At 60.3% G+C, this 15,340-nt stretch carries 9 protein-coding genes, 2 tRNA genes and 2 rRNA genes; 1 reads left to right on the forward strand and 12 read right to left on the reverse strand.

Annotated features, from left to right (window positions below):
- Nucleotides 1-117: 117 nt before the first annotated feature.
- The 12 genes from C2L64_RS27700 to phnS all read right to left on the reverse strand — a co-directional run bounded on the left by C2L64_RS27700 (nt 118) and on the right by phnS (nt 13,859).
- A 23S ribosomal RNA gene (locus C2L64_RS27700) occupies nt 118-2,998 on the reverse strand.
- A gap of 310 nt (nt 2,999-3,308) precedes the next feature.
- A tRNA-Ala gene (locus C2L64_RS27705) sits at nt 3,309-3,384 on the reverse strand.
- 51 nt (nt 3,385-3,435) lie between these two features.
- Nucleotides 3,436-3,512, reverse strand: a tRNA-Ile gene (locus C2L64_RS27710).
- A 65-nt stretch (nt 3,513-3,577) separates the two neighbouring features.
- Nucleotides 3,578-5,108, reverse strand: a 16S ribosomal RNA gene (locus C2L64_RS27715).
- Together the 16S and 23S rRNA genes with 2 tRNA genes alongside form the textbook arrangement of a ribosomal RNA operon.
- 493 nt (nt 5,109-5,601) lie before the next feature.
- The gene (locus C2L64_RS27720) at nt 5,602-6,162 is read right to left on the reverse strand and encodes a phosphonate degradation HD-domain oxygenase (RefSeq protein ID WP_007587369.1); all 561 of its coding nucleotides are present in this window, start codon (nt 6,160-6,162) and stop codon (nt 5,602-5,604) included.
- 4 nt (nt 6,163-6,166) lie between these two features.
- Nucleotides 6,167-7,624, reverse strand: a complete 1,458-nt coding sequence (gene phnY / locus C2L64_RS27725) for a phosphonoacetaldehyde dehydrogenase (RefSeq protein ID WP_007587367.1) — start codon at nt 7,622-7,624, stop codon at nt 6,167-6,169.
- The gene (phnA, locus tag C2L64_RS27730) at nt 7,621-8,880 is read right to left on the reverse strand and encodes a phosphonoacetate hydrolase (RefSeq protein ID WP_007587366.1); all 1,260 of its coding nucleotides are present in this window, start codon (nt 8,878-8,880) and stop codon (nt 7,621-7,623) included. The genes phnY and phnA overlap by 4 nt, the downstream gene beginning before the upstream one ends.
- A gap of 54 nt (nt 8,881-8,934) precedes the next feature.
- Nucleotides 8,935-9,678 (reverse strand): phosphonate utilization associated transcriptional regulator, encoded by a 744-nt coding sequence (locus C2L64_RS27735; protein WP_007587365.1) that lies wholly within the window; start codon nt 9,676-9,678, stop codon nt 8,935-8,937.
- Between the two features lie 79 nt (nt 9,679-9,757).
- Nucleotides 9,758-10,618: a 2-aminoethylphosphonate ABC transport system, membrane component PhnV gene (gene phnV / locus C2L64_RS27740; RefSeq protein WP_007587362.1), complete on the reverse strand. Its 861-nt coding sequence runs from the start codon at nt 10,616-10,618 to the stop codon at nt 9,758-9,760.
- Complete coding sequence (locus tag C2L64_RS27745) at nt 10,618-11,553, reverse strand: 2-aminoethylphosphonate ABC transporter permease subunit (protein ID WP_007587361.1); 936 nt, start codon at nt 11,551-11,553, stop codon at nt 10,618-10,620. Before C2L64_RS27745 ends, phnV begins: the two co-directional genes overlap by 1 nt.
- Nucleotides 11,531-12,640: a 2-aminoethylphosphonate ABC transport system ATP-binding subunit PhnT gene (gene phnT / locus C2L64_RS27750; RefSeq protein WP_407671780.1), complete on the reverse strand. Its 1,110-nt coding sequence runs from the start codon at nt 12,638-12,640 to the stop codon at nt 11,531-11,533. The genes C2L64_RS27745 and phnT overlap by 23 nt, the downstream gene beginning before the upstream one ends.
- 112 nt (nt 12,641-12,752) lie before the next feature.
- On the reverse strand, nt 12,753-13,859 hold the full coding sequence (gene phnS, locus C2L64_RS27755; RefSeq protein WP_007587359.1) for a 2-aminoethylphosphonate ABC transporter substrate-binding protein: 1,107 nt from the start codon (nt 13,857-13,859) through the stop codon (nt 12,753-12,755).
- A 360-nt stretch (nt 13,860-14,219) separates the two neighbouring features.
- Between phnS and C2L64_RS27760 the strand changes: the two genes are divergently transcribed.
- Nucleotides 14,220-15,329, forward strand: coding sequence for a 2-aminoethylphosphonate--pyruvate transaminase (locus C2L64_RS27760; RefSeq protein WP_085954627.1), 1,110 nt, complete (start codon nt 14,220-14,222; stop codon nt 15,327-15,329).
- Nucleotides 15,330-15,340 lie beyond the last annotated feature (11 nt).

The following is a 15,340-nucleotide window of genomic DNA, read 5'->3' on the forward strand; positions in this document are numbered from 1 at the left end:
GGTGCGCCACAGCCAATCTGGAAGAAGCGTAAAGAGGGGGTTGTGTTGTTTCTGGCACAACACCGATCTCAACCTGTGTGTCCTGTTCACCCCGTTGGGGTAAGACACACCTGTTATAGGATCAAGCCTTACGGGCAATTAGTATCAGTTAGCTTAACGCATTACTGCGCTTCCACACCTGACCTATCAACGTCCTGGTCTTGAACGACCCTTCAAGGGGCTCGAAGCCCCGGGGATATCTCATCTCAAGGCGAGTTTCCCGCTTAGATGCTTTCAGCGGTTATCTCTTCCGAACATAGCTACCCGGCGATGCCACTGGCGTGACAACCGGTACACCAGAGGTTCGTCCACTCCGGTCCTCTCGTACTAGGAGCAGCCCCCTTCAAATATCCAGCGCCCACGGCAGATAGGGACCAAACTGTCTCACGACGTTTTAAACCCAGCTCACGTACCTCTTTAAATGGCGAACAGCCATACCCTTGGGACCGGCTACAGCCCCAGGATGAGATGAGCCGACATCGAGGTGCCAAACACCGCCGTCGATATGAACTCTTGGGCGGTATCAGCCTGTTATCCCCAGAGTACCTTTTATCCGTTGAGCGATGGCCCTTCCATACAGAACCACCGGATCACTATGACCTGCTTTCGCACCTGCTCGACTTGTCGGTCTCGCAGTTAAGCACGCTTATGCCATTGCACTATCAGCACGATTTCCGACCGTACCTAGCGTACCTTCGTACTCCTCCGTTACACTTTGGGAGGAGACCGCCCCAGTCAAACTGCCCACCATGCACTGTCCCCGACCCGGATCACGGGCCAAGGTTAGAACCTCAAACAAACCAGGGTGGTATTTCAAGGACGGCTCCACTGAGACTAGCGTCCCAGCTTCATAGCCTCCCACCTATCCTACACAGATCGGTTCAAAGTCCAATGCAAAGCTACAGTAAAGGTTCATGGGGTCTTTCCGTCTAGCCGCGGGGAGATTGCATCATCACAAACACTTCAACTTCGCTGAGTCTCGGGAGGAGACAGTGTGGCCATCGTTACGCCATTCGTGCAGGTCGGAACTTACCCGACAAGGAATTTCGCTACCTTAGGACCGTTATAGTTACGGCCGCCGTTTACCGGGACTTCAATCAAGAGCTTGCACCCCATCATTTAATCTTCCGGCACCGGGCAGGCGTCACACCCTATACGTCCACTTTCGTGTTTGCAGAGTGCTGTGTTTTTATTAAACAGTCGCAGCCACCAGTTTATTGCAACCCCTTCACCCTTTGCCCGCAGGGGCATCAAGCTACAGGGGCGTACCTTATCCCGAAGTTACGGTACCAATTTGCCGAGTTCCTTCTCCCGAGTTCTCTCAAGCGCCTTAGAATACTCATCTCGCCCACCTGTGTCGGTTTGCGGTACGGTCAATGTGAAACTGAAGCTTAGAGGCTTTTCCTGGAACCCCTTCCGATTGCTTCGCTCCCGAAGGAGCTCGCGCCACGCCCTTGAATTCCGTGCCCGGATTTGCCAGAGCACCTTCTCCAACGCAGCGACCGGGACTTCCAACACCCGGACAACCTTCCGCGATCCGTCCCCCCATCGCATTTCACACTGGTGCAGGAATATTGACCTGCTTCCCATCAGCTACGCATTTCTGCCTCGCCTTAGGGGCCGACTCACCCTACGCCGATGAACGTTGCGTAGGAAACCTTGGGCTTACGGCGAGGGGGCCTTTCACCCCCTTTATCGCTACTCATGTCAGCATTCGCACTTCCGATACCTCCAGCACACTTTCCAGTGCACCTTCGCAGGCTTACGGAACGCTCTCCTACCATGCATATAAATATGCATCCGCAGCTTCGGTATATGACTTAGCCCCGTTACATCTTCCGCGCAGGACGACTCGATCAGTGAGCTATTACGCTTTCTTTAAAGGATGGCTGCTTCTAAGCCAACCTCCTGACTGTTTTAGCCTTCCCACTTCGTTTCCCACTTAGTCATATTTGGGGACCTTAGCTGGCGGTCTGGGTTGTTTCCCTCTTGACACCGGACGTTAGCACCCGATGTCTGTCTCCCGTGATTGCACTCTTCGGTATTCGGAGTTTGCTATGGCGAAGTAATCCGCAATGGACCCTTCAACCATGACAGTGCTCTACCCCCGAAGGTGATACACGAGGCACTACCTAAATAGTTTTCGGAGAGAACCAGCTATTTCCAGGTTTGTTTAGCCTTTCACCCCTATCCACAGCTCATCCCCTAACTTTTCAACGTTAGTGGGTTCGGACCTCCAGTACGTGTTACCGCACCTTCATCCTGGCCATGGATAGATCACCTGGTTTCGGGTCTACACCCAGCGACTGAATCGCCCTGTTCGGACTCGCTTTCGCTACGCCTGCCCTAATCGGTTAAGCTCGCCACTGAATGTAAGTCGCTGACCCATTATACAAAAGGTACGCCGTCACCCCTTGCGAGGCTCCGACTGTTTGTATGCATGCGGTTTCAGGATCTATTTCACTCCCCTCCCGGGGTTCTTTTCGCCTTTCCCTCACGGTACTGGTTCACTATCGGTCGATCACGAGTATTTAGCCTTGGAGGATGGTCCCCCCATCTTCAGACAGGATTTCACGTGTCCCGCCCTACTTGTCGTACACCTAGTTCTTCCTCGCTGTTTTCGCCTACGGGGCTATCACCCACTATGGCCGCACTTTCCAGAGCGTTTGGCTAACAGCAAAGATAAAGAGTACAGGCTGGTCCCATTTCGCTCGCCACTACTTTGGGAATCTCGGTTGATTTCTTTTCCTGCGGTTACTTAGATGTTTCAGTTCACCGCGTTCGCTTCACGTAGCCTATGTATTCAGCTACGGATACTCCATTCGGAGTGGGTTTCCCCATTCGGACATCTTCGGATCATTGCTCGTTTGCCAGCTCCCCGAAGCTTTTCGCAGGCTACCGCGTCCTTCATCGCCTGTGATCGCCAAGGCATCCACCACATGCACTTGTTCGCTTGACCCTATAACGGGTGTGTCTCTCCGTGTTGCCACGTCAGACCCACTCGCTACAGGTTGAGTTTTAGCGTTGTGCCGTATTCCAAGGCTGTCTTTCGACAACCCTTAAAAATACATTGATACAATCACAACCCTGATTCACCTACTCACGCGCCCATCTCTAAGCACGCTTTCGCGAATCTCTTTACTACTTCTTCCTGATTGTTAAAGAACGACAGCCGATATCGCGATTGCTATAACCGCATATCTTCACTGACTGGCTCAATTGCCAATGCGAAGTCTTCTGCGTTCTGCAGAACACTGTGCATTGGGAATTGGTGGAGGATGACGGGATCGAACCGACGACCCCCTGCTTGCAAAGCAGGTGCTCTCCCAGCTGAGCTAATCCCCCAGTCATACAGTACACAGGGGAATCATCGGTCAGCCACCGCAGACAAGACGCTGGTGGGTCTGGATGGATTCGAACCATCGACCCCCGCCTTATCAAGACGGTGCTCTAACCGACTGAGCTACAGACCCCTGAGCCTGTCTTCAATTAACAGCCGACAAGTGTGAGCGCTCAACTTTGAGACGCGAAGCTCTGGAAAGGAGGTGATCCAGCCGCACCTTCCGATACGGCTACCTTGTTACGACTTCACCCCAGTCATGAATCCTACCGTGGTGACCGTCCTCCTTGCGGTTAGACTAGCCACTTCTGGTAAAACCCACTCCCATGGTGTGACGGGCGGTGTGTACAAGACCCGGGAACGTATTCACCGCGGCATGCTGATCCGCGATTACTAGCGATTCCAGCTTCACGCAGTCGAGTTGCAGACTGCGATCCGGACTACGATCGGTTTTCTGGGATTGGCTCCACCTCGCGGCTTGGCAACCCTCTGTTCCGACCATTGTATGACGTGTGAAGCCCTACCCATAAGGGCCATGAGGACTTGACGTCATCCCCACCTTCCTCCGGTTTGTCACCGGCAGTCTCCCTAGAGTGCTCTTGCGTAGCAACTAGGGACAAGGGTTGCGCTCGTTGCGGGACTTAACCCAACATCTCACGACACGAGCTGACGACAGCCATGCAGCACCTGTGTTACGGCTCCCTTTCGGGCACCCTCACCTCTCGGCAAGGTTCCGTACATGTCAAGGGTAGGTAAGGTTTTTCGCGTTGCATCGAATTAATCCACATCATCCACCGCTTGTGCGGGTCCCCGTCAATTCCTTTGAGTTTTAATCTTGCGACCGTACTCCCCAGGCGGTCAACTTCACGCGTTAGCTTCGTTACCAAGTCAATGAAGACCCGACAACTAGTTGACATCGTTTAGGGCGTGGACTACCAGGGTATCTAATCCTGTTTGCTCCCCACGCTTTCGTGCATGAGCGTCAGTATTGGCCCAGGGGGCTGCCTTCGCCATCGGTATTCCTCCACATCTCTACGCATTTCACTGCTACACGTGGAATTCTACCCCCCTCTGCCATACTCTAGCCCGCCAGTCACCAATGCAGTTCCCAGGTTAAGCCCGGGGATTTCACATCGGTCTTAGCGAACCGCCTGCGCACGCTTTACGCCCAGTAATTCCGATTAACGCTCGCACCCTACGTATTACCGCGGCTGCTGGCACGTAGTTAGCCGGTGCTTATTCTTCCGGTACCGTCATCCCACCTCTGTATTAGAGAAGCGGTTTTCTTTCCGGACAAAAGTGCTTTACAACCCGAAGGCCTTCTTCACACACGCGGCATTGCTGGATCAGGGTTGCCCCCATTGTCCAAAATTCCCCACTGCTGCCTCCCGTAGGAGTCTGGGCCGTGTCTCAGTCCCAGTGTGGCTGGTCGTCCTCTCAGACCAGCTACAGATCGTCGCCTTGGTAGGCCTTTACCCCACCAACTAGCTAATCTGCCATCGGCCACCCCTTGAGCGCGAGGCCTTTCGGTCCCCCGCTTTCATCCAGAGATCGTATGCGGTATTAATCCGGCTTTCGCCGGGCTATCCCCCACTCCAGGACACGTTCCGATGTATTACTCACCCGTTCGCCACTCGCCACCAGGGTTGCCCCCGTGCTGCCGTTCGACTTGCATGTGTAAGGCATGCCGCCAGCGTTCAATCTGAGCCAGGATCAAACTCTTCAGTTCAAACCTGTTACTGTTTTTCGGTTGTTTTACCAACCGGTCGCTCACTCAAAATCACTGACGAAAGATCTGATTACTCAAACCTTCCTCAATTACTTCTGTGTGAGACTCGATTACTTTCGCTATTCGGCGACCCGAAGATCACCGCGCGCCGCCATCGAGCACCCACACTTATCGGCTGTTGATTGTTAAAGAACATTCGCGGGAAGCGCCTTGCTTTCACCACGTTGCTGCGTCAGCAGCAGAGAAACGAGATTATGAAGAACCTTTTTCGTCTCGTCAACCGGTTTTTCTAACTTCCCAACCCGCTGACTCCACCGGAAAGCCCGGTCAATGCTGGCTCTCCCGCCTTCCTCGTTTCCTTCGCGCCGCGTTGGCCGCAGCGCGAAAGACCGGAATTTTAGACACTTGCCTGCGTGGTTGCAAGCGGTTTTTTGATGTGCGTAAAACGCATGACATATGAGGCAAGTACGCGTCGCCCGCCTACAGATATAAGTCAAACGGCAGCATGCCGCTCCATCACGCGCGACACGAGATTTAGATAATGATCGAGATCCGGTGTCGCGCGATTCGCTTCTTTCGCCAGATCGTCCCAGCGACGCAAACGCAGCGCATCCTCGGCAAACGGCTTCTTCAGGAACACCTGCGCCTCGTCGTCACTGAATATGCCGCCTTGCAGTTCGAGACTGCGCACGGAATCCACTGACAACTTCCCAAAGTACGCCGCATCGATAGCGCACAGGCAGCGCTTCGCATCGACGTGCAGCCGAATCGGCTCCAGCACCGCTTCCGGCAACACCGGCCGCAAGAACGGCAGCGCGAAGTATTGATGCAGATCGTCGATACCGCGCGCGGTCGGCGTCTCGCCCTGGCGGTTCAGCAGATGCCCGAGGTCATGCAGAAAGGCCGCAGCGACCAGCTCCTCAGCGGCACCTTCCGATTCCGCCAGCGCGCCGCTTTGCAATGCATGCTCGAGCTGCGTCACCGGCTCGCCGCTATAGGCAAGCTGGCCGTGCGCTTCGAACAGTCCGCGAATGTCGTCGAGATTCAATGCCACAACATCACTCCCACGGAAGAGAAAAGGTCTTGAGATTCGTGAAGCTCTTCATCGCTTCTTGCACGCCTTCCTTGTATCCGAGCCCCGAATCCTTGATGCCGCCGAACGGCGTCAGCTCGACGCGATACCCCGGCACTTCCCACACGTTCACCGAGCCGACGCGCAGTTCGTTGATAAAGCGCGGAATCACATCCTGCCGGTTCGTACACAGCCCGCACGACAAACCGAACGGCGTGCCATTGCTGATGCGGATCGCGTCTTCGATCGTGTCGAACGTGATGATCGGCGAGACGGGGCCGAACGTTTCCTCGCGAATCAGCGTCATCGATGGATCGACCTGATCGACCACCGTCGGCGCATACAGCGCGCCCTTGCGCTGGTTGCCCGTCAACAGGCGCGCGCCCTGCGCGACGGCTTCGTTCACGCGTGCTTCGAACAGCCGCGCCGCGTCGGCGTCGATGACGGTGCCCATCTGGTTCGACGTATCGAACGGATCGCCGTACGTCCATTCGCGCGTCTTCTCGACGACCAGTTCCGTAAAGCGCGCAGCGATGCTCTTCTGCACGATGATCCGCTTGACGGCCGTGCAGCGCTGCCCCGAGTTCTTGTACGAACCCTGCACGGCCAGCGTAGCCGCGCGCTCGATATCCGCGTCTTCGAGCACGATCAACGGATCGTTGCCGCCGAGTTCCAGTACGACGCGCCGGTAGCCCGCGCGCTCGGCGATATGCTTGCCGATCGCCACGCCGCCCGTAAACGTGACGAGTTCCGCGAGCGGATTGGTGATCAGTTCATCGGCGATTTCGCGCGGGTCGCCTGTGAGCACCTGCAGCATCGGCGCGGGCAGACCAGCTTCATACAGAACATCGGCGAGAAAATAGGCCGACAGCGGCACCTTCTCCGACGGCTTCAGGATCACGCGATTATTCGTCGCGATGGAAGGCGCGATCTTGTGCGCGACCTGGTTCATCGGGTGATTGAACGGCGTGATCGCGACGATCACGCCCGCGAGCGGATCGCGCTGCGTGAACACGCGCCGCTTCTTGCCGTGCGGCGTCAGATCGCACGAGAAGCTCTGGCCGTCGTCGCGCAAGGTTTCAATCGATGCGAACTTCAACACGTCGGCGACACGCCCGATTTCATAGCGCGAGTCCTGCTTCGACAAGCCCGATTCAAGCGAGATCAGATCCGACGCCGCTTCGAGCCGCTCGCGCAGCAGAATCCCCGCGCGCTCGAGAATCTGCGAGCGCTCGTAACGCGAAAGTTTCGCCTGATAAGCGCCCGCGTATTCGAAAGCCGCGCGCACATCGTCGACACTTGCCATCGGCACCGTGCCGACGCGCATGCCCGAGTACGGATCGAACACATCGAGCGTACGTGCGCGGGCTGCGCGCTCGCCCTTCAGACGCAGCGCTTCCGCACGAAACGCCGGATGGTCGTTGGACTGCAGGATTGCGTTCATGAGGCCGCCACATGGTTTAACGCAAGGTCGAACACGTCGAAATTGCGCAGACGCTTGCCTGCGACGCGTGTTTCGTCGATGCGTCGATTGAAGATCAGCGGCACCACCTGTTCCGAGATGCCGCCGTGCGAGCGCAGCGGCACGGTCAAACCCGACAGGTCATGTTCATCGCGGCGCGTGCCGAGCGCCGTATTCTTTTTGCTGACGACGACGATGTCGCCCACGCGATCGTTCGGCAACTCGAAGCGCTCGCACGCCGCCTGGTTGTCGAGCACGACTTCGATGTCCTTCAAGCCAGCAAGACGTTCGATCAACTGCCGCGCATTCGCGTCGGGCGGCAGATAGATCGTCGCGAACGAACCGAGCGCGCCGTGATGCACCACATAGGGATCGGTGATCGGCAGAATCACGCGGGCCGCGCGTGCGCCGAGCCACTCGTCCATCACGTCCTGCAGATAGATCACGTTCGGCTCGCCCGTCTGCGGATCGTGTTTGGCGTTCATGCCGTGGTCGGCGGTGAGGCCGATCACCCAGCCGAGCGCGTCGAGCTGCGCCAGATAGCCGTCCATCATTGCGTAGAACGCGTTCGCGCCTTCCGTGCCGGGCGCCCACTTGTGCTGGATGTAGTCAGTGGTCGACAGATACATCAGGTCGAGCTTGCGCGTCTGCGCGAGCCGCACGCCCGCTGCGAACACGAATTCGGAAAGATCCGCGCTGTACACGTCGGGCACGGGCAGACCAACCAGCCCGAGCACGTCGTCGATACCGTTCTCGTCGAGCGTCACCTTGTCGGACTTTTCCGCCGAGAAGCAGATGCCCTTCATCTTGTTGCCGAGCAGGCGGCGCAGCTTGTCTTTAGCCGTGACGACGGCGACAGCCGCGCCCGCATCGGAGGCAGCCGCGAGCAACGTCGGCGCGCGCAGATAAGCGGGATCGTTCATCATCACTTCCGCGCCCTTGCCTTCGTTGGCCTGCGGGTCCCAGAAGTAGTTGCCGCAAATGCCATGCACGGAAGGCGGCACGCCGCAGACGATCGACAGGTTGTTCGGGTTGGTGAACGACGGAATCACGCAGTCGGCCTTGAACGCCGCGCCGTCGCGCAACATCTTGCCGATAAAGGGCGCCACGCCCGCGTTCACGGCCGCTTCCAGATAGTCGTACTCGCAACCGTCGACACACACGACCACCGTCGGCTTGACGGGCAGACGGTAGCTGCGGCCATTCACTTCAACATTACGTTCGGATTGGATTGCCATTGCACTCTTCCCTACGCGTCGCCGACGCGTGTTCTTGATTCGTTCAAGCCCTGTTCAGGCGAGCAGCGCGCTCAACCCGTCATTGCCTTCGTCCGTTACGTTCGACGCGCGCGGCTCGACGGCCTCATGCGCGCGTTGCCTGCCGCCGTCCACATGCGCGAGCATCAGCTGCGCGGCTTTGTCCGCATTGCGCGCGGCGAGCGCCGAGAGAATCGCGCGATGCTCGGCGAGCGAGCGCTCCATCGCATCGGACCGCACGCCCAGCGCGGCGCGCCGGAACAGACTCAATTCACCCACCAGCCTGCGATACGTCTCATACAGCTTGCCATTGCCCGCCGTCGCCACGATCGCATCGTGAAACGCGACGTTCGCGCGCGCATACGCGTCGTGATCGCCGGCATCGAGCGCGGCGCGCATTGCGTCGACATGCGCGCGCAGCGCCGCCAGTTGCGCGGCGTCGATACGCGAGGCCAGCATCCGGCACGCCGCCTCTTCGAGCACCGCGCGCACCGCGTAGATCTCGTCGGCTTCCGCCAGCGACACGGTCCGCACGAACACGCCACGGTTCTTCTCGTTGCGCACCAGCCCCGCCTGCTCCAACGCGCGAAACGCCTCGCGCACCGGCCCGCGCGACACCTGCAGACGCGCGGCCCAATCCGCTTCGTTCAGCTTGTCGCCGGGCGCCAGCTTGCCGTCGACGATGTGCCGCTCGATCTCGTCGCGCACCAGCGCCGTCAACGAATGCCGCCTGACCACTTCGATCCGGTCGTCCGAGTCAATTTCCATATTTTCGGTCATTTCGACAATATTTGCCACATTTACATGCGTGGTGTGCCGACCTCGACACACCTCACGAAAAATCAGGAAACGTTGACGATCAGTCCACGCGGCGACGCGGCACGCGGGCGGCAATCAGCACCAGCGCGGCAAGCGAAGCGATCAGCAGAATCAGCGACAGCGCCGACGCCGGCAGGTAATAGCCGCGTTCGACCTGTCCGACGACGACGATCGGCACCGTCGCGAAACCCGGCGGATAAACGGTGAGCGTTGCGCCCAGTTCACCAAGCGACAGCGCGAAGCCGAGCGCAAGCGATGCGCGGATTGCGGGCACCAGTTGCGGCAGCACGACACGGCGCAGCACCATCGACGGCGGCGCACCGAGGCTCGCAGCCGCCTCGCGCAATACGGTCAGTTCGGGCCGCAACGCGGCCGCCGCGCAGCGATAGCAGAACGGCAACACGAGCGCCAACTGAACGAATACGACGATGGCAGCGGAACTCGACAGATCCACCGGCTTCTTGTGATACGCGATCAGCACAGCGAGGCCGAGCACGACGCTCGGCACGCCGTTGGGCACCATTGCGATCGTATCGACGAGTGCGCCGAGTCCACGCCGGTCGCGCCCTTCGAGCGCAAGCGCGAGCCACAGGCCGAGAATCGTGCCGAGAATCGCGACGCCGAAGCCGATCTGCAGGCTGGTCACGAGCGCATCGAAATCGCTGCCGCCGAGTCGCTCGAACCAGCGCATGCTGAAACCATCCGGCAGGATCGTGCCCGACCAGTGCGCGGCGACGCTCGACAGCGCGACCACGATCACAGGCAGCACGAACAGCCAGAAGCACAACAGCGCGGCGAATGCCATGAACAGCCCGCCCATGACGCGTGCGACGAATCCGTGTTGAACGGGCCGCGCGCGATGCTGCACGGCGGGCAGCACGGTTTGATCGAGATCGGACATTACTTCGCTCCCCTCACCTTGCGCTTGTTGACCTGGCGGTACAGCGCATACAACGACAGCGACATCGCCAGCATCACGACGGCGCCGGCGGCAGCCGTTGGAAGGTCGAGATCGACGGTGGCCGAGCTGTAGATCGCCACGGGCAGCGTGATCAGATGCGCGCTGCCGAGCACGAGCAGAATGCCGAACTCGTTGAGCGTCAGCAGAAAGCACAGGATCGTGCCCGCCGCGATGCCCGGCCACGCGAGCGGCAGGATCACGCGAAACGCGACCATCCAGCCGTTCGCGCCGAGGCTGCGCGCGGCTTCGATCAGACGCATGTCGAGCATTGCGAACGATGCGAGCGTAGGACGCACGACGAACGGCGCGTAGAACACCACTTCCGCCAGAATCACGCCGCCGATGCCAAACAGGAAGTCGAGCGGCGGTGCCTCGAGATGGAAGAGCCGTTGCAGCCCGATGCTGACGGAGCCTTGCGAGCCGTAGAGAAAGATCAGCGTGAACGCGACGAGGAACGACGGGAACGCGACGAACAGTTCCAGAAACCGCGTGACGAGCCGCGCGCCCGGAAACGGCTTGAAGAACAGCAGCGACGCGAGCGCGACGCCGAGCAGCGACGCGAGCCCGGCGCTGGCAAACAGAATCCACAGCGTCGTGCCGATCACGCCGCTCGTTTCCGGGTTCTGGAAGAACGTCGAGTAAGCGTGAAAGCTCAATCCATGCTCACCCGACAGGCTCAGCAACACGAGACGCACGAGCGGATAAATCACCAGCGGGCCGAGCACGAAGACAGCGAGAAACGCCAGATGCCATTGCGACAGGCGCTCGCGCCGACGCTTTGCCGCCGCGTGCGAGGCGGCCGTCGCGGCGCGGCGTGCGTCAGCCGCTTGCGCGAGCGCGTCGGGGCTGGCGTCAGGGCTGAATAAGGACGACATCGTCTGCCTCGTAACGCAAGGAAATCCGCGCGCCCTTTTCGGGCGTCATGCCCGTGCCGCGCTGCATCGACACCTGCACGGGATCGTTGGGCATCGCGTCGAGGGCGACCTGCACGGCCAGCACCGAGCCGTACCATTCGACCGTCGAAATCGTCCCGTGCAACTGGCCTTCGCCGAGCGGCACGATGCGCATCGCCTCGGGACGCAGACACGCCACGCGGTCGCGCTCGCTGTAACGCGCGTCGCCGAGTGCAAACGCGACGCTCGGCGGCAGCAGATTGGCCGCGCCGAGATAGCGCGCGACGAACGCGTCGTTCGGCTTGTCGTACAGTTCCTGCGGCGTGCCGAGCTGCGCGATCTGGCCTTCGCGCATCAGCAGCGTGCGGTCGGACAGCACGAGGGCGTCGTCCTGGTCGTGCGTCACGCAGACGATGGTCAGATTCGGCAGACGCTCATGCAGCGCCTTCAGTTCGGAGCGCACCGACGCGCGCAAATTGGCGTCGAGCGCGGAAAGCGGTTCGTCGAGCAGCAGCACATCCGGCTCGATCACGAGCGCACGCGCGAGCGCCACGCGCTGCTGCATGCCGCCCGACAGTTGCGCGGGCATCACGTGGCCGGAGTCGCCGAGCTGCACGAGCTTCAGCGCGTCGGCGACACGCCGCGCGATTTCCTTCGTCGAGATGCGGCGCGCGCGCAGACCGAACGCGACGTTCTCGAACACGGACAAATGCGGGAACAGCGCATAGCTCTGGAACAGCAGGCCCAGATTGCGCTTGTGCGGCGGCACATGCGTGAGGTCGCGGCCCGCGACCGTCAGCGTGCCCGCGAGACCATCCGCTTCGATGAAACCGGCGATGAAGCGCAGCAACGTCGTCTTGCCGCAGCCGCTGCGGCCGAGCACGGTCAACAGTTCGCCGCGCTCGATCGTCAGCGACAGATCGTCGAGCACCGTGCGCGAGCCGAAGCGCACAGTCAGATGTTCGATCTGCACGCCGCCAGCGCCCGTCTGCGCGACGCCTTGCGCGCGCGGCGTGGCGTCCAGCGCGCCCGAACCAGCAAGAGTCGTTACTGTGTTCACCGGGTCCATCCTCCTACGTTGGTGACTTTGGTTGGCGCATGCAAGCGCCAGAATGCTTTTTTGCGCGGCGTGACGAGCGTTTCGACGATCATCACACCGCGCGTTCCATCAGACGCCGTAATTACTTCGGCTTGACGACTTCGAGCTGCTTGCCCGAATTGCCGATCACTTCGCTCTTCCAGCGGGCCGTCCAGTCAGCCTTCTTCGCCATCACCTGGTTCCAGTCGACGGGAATCAGCTTCACACCCGAGATCGCCTGCTTGACGGCTGCGCCGTTCTTGCCCGAAAGCTGGACGTCAGTGCGACCCGGAATGCCGAAGATGTCCGGCACTTTCGACTGCACTTCCGTCGACATCAGATAGTCGATCAGCTTCTTACCTGCCGCCTGGTTCGGACCATTCTTGATCAAAGCGATCGCGTACGGCAGCTGGAACGTGGTCGGCTGGCCGCCCGCCTCGGCTGCGAGGAAGATCGGCTTGATCGACAGGCCGCCGTTGGCCGCGTCGTCGAGATCCATCTGCAAGTCACCGTTCGCCACCGCGATTTCGTTACGCGAGAGCAGCACGTCGAGATAGCCCGTGCCCTTGGTGTGGAACTTGGCGCTCTGCTCGAGCTTCTTCAGATAGTCGAACGCCTTGTCTTCGCCCATCAGCGACGTGGTCAGGATGACTACGGCCATGCCGTCGCCCGCCGTCGCCGGGTTCGAATACGCGACCTTGCCGCTGTAGTCCGGGTGCAGCAGATCCGCGAACGTCTTCGGCTGGTTCTTCACCACTTCCGGGTTGATCGCGAACGAGAAATAGTTGTTCACGAACGTCGCCCACGCGCCGTCCGACGCCTTCGCGATGTCGGGCACGTTCTTGTAGTTCACGCTCTGATAGTTCTGCAGCAGGCCCGACTGCGCGGCCGTCTGGATGAACGGCGGCAGCGTGACGAGCACGTCGGCCTTCGGCGAATCCTTTTCGACGGTTGCGCGGTTCACGACTTCGCCGCTGCCTGCCGTCACGATGTTGACCTTCACGCCTTCCTGCTTCTCGAATGCGGGCAGCACGTCCTTGTAGAGATTTTCGAGGCCGTCAGCCGTGTACAGCACGACCGCGCCCGCCGCGTGCGCGGACATCGCGCCGCCGAACGCCGCCGCCGCGACCAGCGCGGGCAGCAGCTTGCGAGCCGTCTGGCCAATACGACCAGCGCGGCCCGTCGAGCGAAGGTGATCCGTCTTTTTCATGTCGTTCTCTCCGAAAGGCAAAAACCTGTGGGTAACCCGTTAGTGGTGGTGTCCGGACCGCGCTTCGGGCGCGCTGTCCGCCTGACGTCGCGGCCGGAGCCGCTGAGATTGCAGATTGCTGACAACTTTTTTTGCGGCGTTTGCGCCAAGGCATCCCTCCGACGATTACGCGTTATGGGCTGCCTTGCCTGAACGGGCACGGCAAGGATCGTCTTTTTTTGTGACACCGACGTGAAGATTCTGCCGATTTCCACAAAATGACACAAATAGCCAATAATATGCAAGGCAGCCGGCAACACAACAGGCAATGCAATGTGCGCCCGCAACGGCGCAACCGATCCATACGAAGGAGGCTGTGTGATTTCTGGAAACGACCCGATCCTGCTCACGCCGGGACCGCTGACGACCTCGCCCGTCACGCGTCAGTCGATGCTGCGCGACTGGGGATCGTGGGACACCGCGTTCAACCGCATGACGCACAGCGTCTGCGCCGATCTCGTCGAGATCGTACATGGTGAAAATGACTACGTGTGCGTGCCGCTCCAGGGCAGCGGCACGTTCGCTGTCGAAGCGGCGCTCGGCACGCTGGTGCCGCGCGACGGCCGCGTACTGGTGCCGAACAACGGCGCTTACTGCGCGCGCATCATCAAGGTGCTGCAGCGCATGGGCATCGCGTATGTGGAACTGCCGCTGCGCGAGGACGAGCCAGTGAGCGCCGCCGCAATCGAAGACGCGTTCAACGACGACCCGCGCATCACGCACGTCGCGCAGGTGCATCTGGAGACGAGCGCAGGCCTGCTCAATCCGCTCGATGCGATCGCCGCCGTCTGCAAGCATCACGGCAAAAGCCTGATCGTCGACGCGATGAGTTCGTTCGGCGCGCTGCCCATCGACCTGCGCGACAGCGGCATCGACGCGCTGGTGTCGGCCAGCGGCAAGTGTCTGGAAGGCGTGCCCGGCATGGGCTTCGTGATCGTGCGGCGCAGCGTGCTCGAAGCGTGCGAAGGCCGTTCGCCGTCGCTGGCGCTCGACCTGTACGATCAGTTCGCGTACATGCAAAAGACCACACAATGGCGCTTTACGCCACCGACGCACGTGGTCGCCGCGCTGCGCACCGCGCTGGACCAGTTCATCGCGGAAGGCGGCCAACCCGCGCGCGGCGCGCGCTATGCGCGTAACTGCGCGGCGCTTGTCGACGGCATGAAGGCGCTCGGCTTCGAGACGTTTCTGCCGGCGGACGTGCAGGCGCCCGTGATCGTCACGTTCCACGCGCCGCGTGACGCGAAGTGGCAATTTGTGCGGTTTTATGCAGCCGTGCGCGAGGCCGGGTACATCCTGTATCCGGGCAAGCTGACGCAAGTGGAGACGTTCCGCGTCGGCTGTATCGGCGCGATCGACGCGAACGAGATGCACAACGCCGTCGCCGCGATCGGCCGGACGCTGGCGGACCTCGGCATCAGCGTGAAGTAAGCAAGACGGAA

Origin of the sequence: Paraburkholderia hospita, assembly GCF_002902965.1 — a bacterium.
Taxonomy (GTDB): Bacteria; Pseudomonadota; Gammaproteobacteria; order Burkholderiales; family Burkholderiaceae; genus Paraburkholderia; species Paraburkholderia hospita.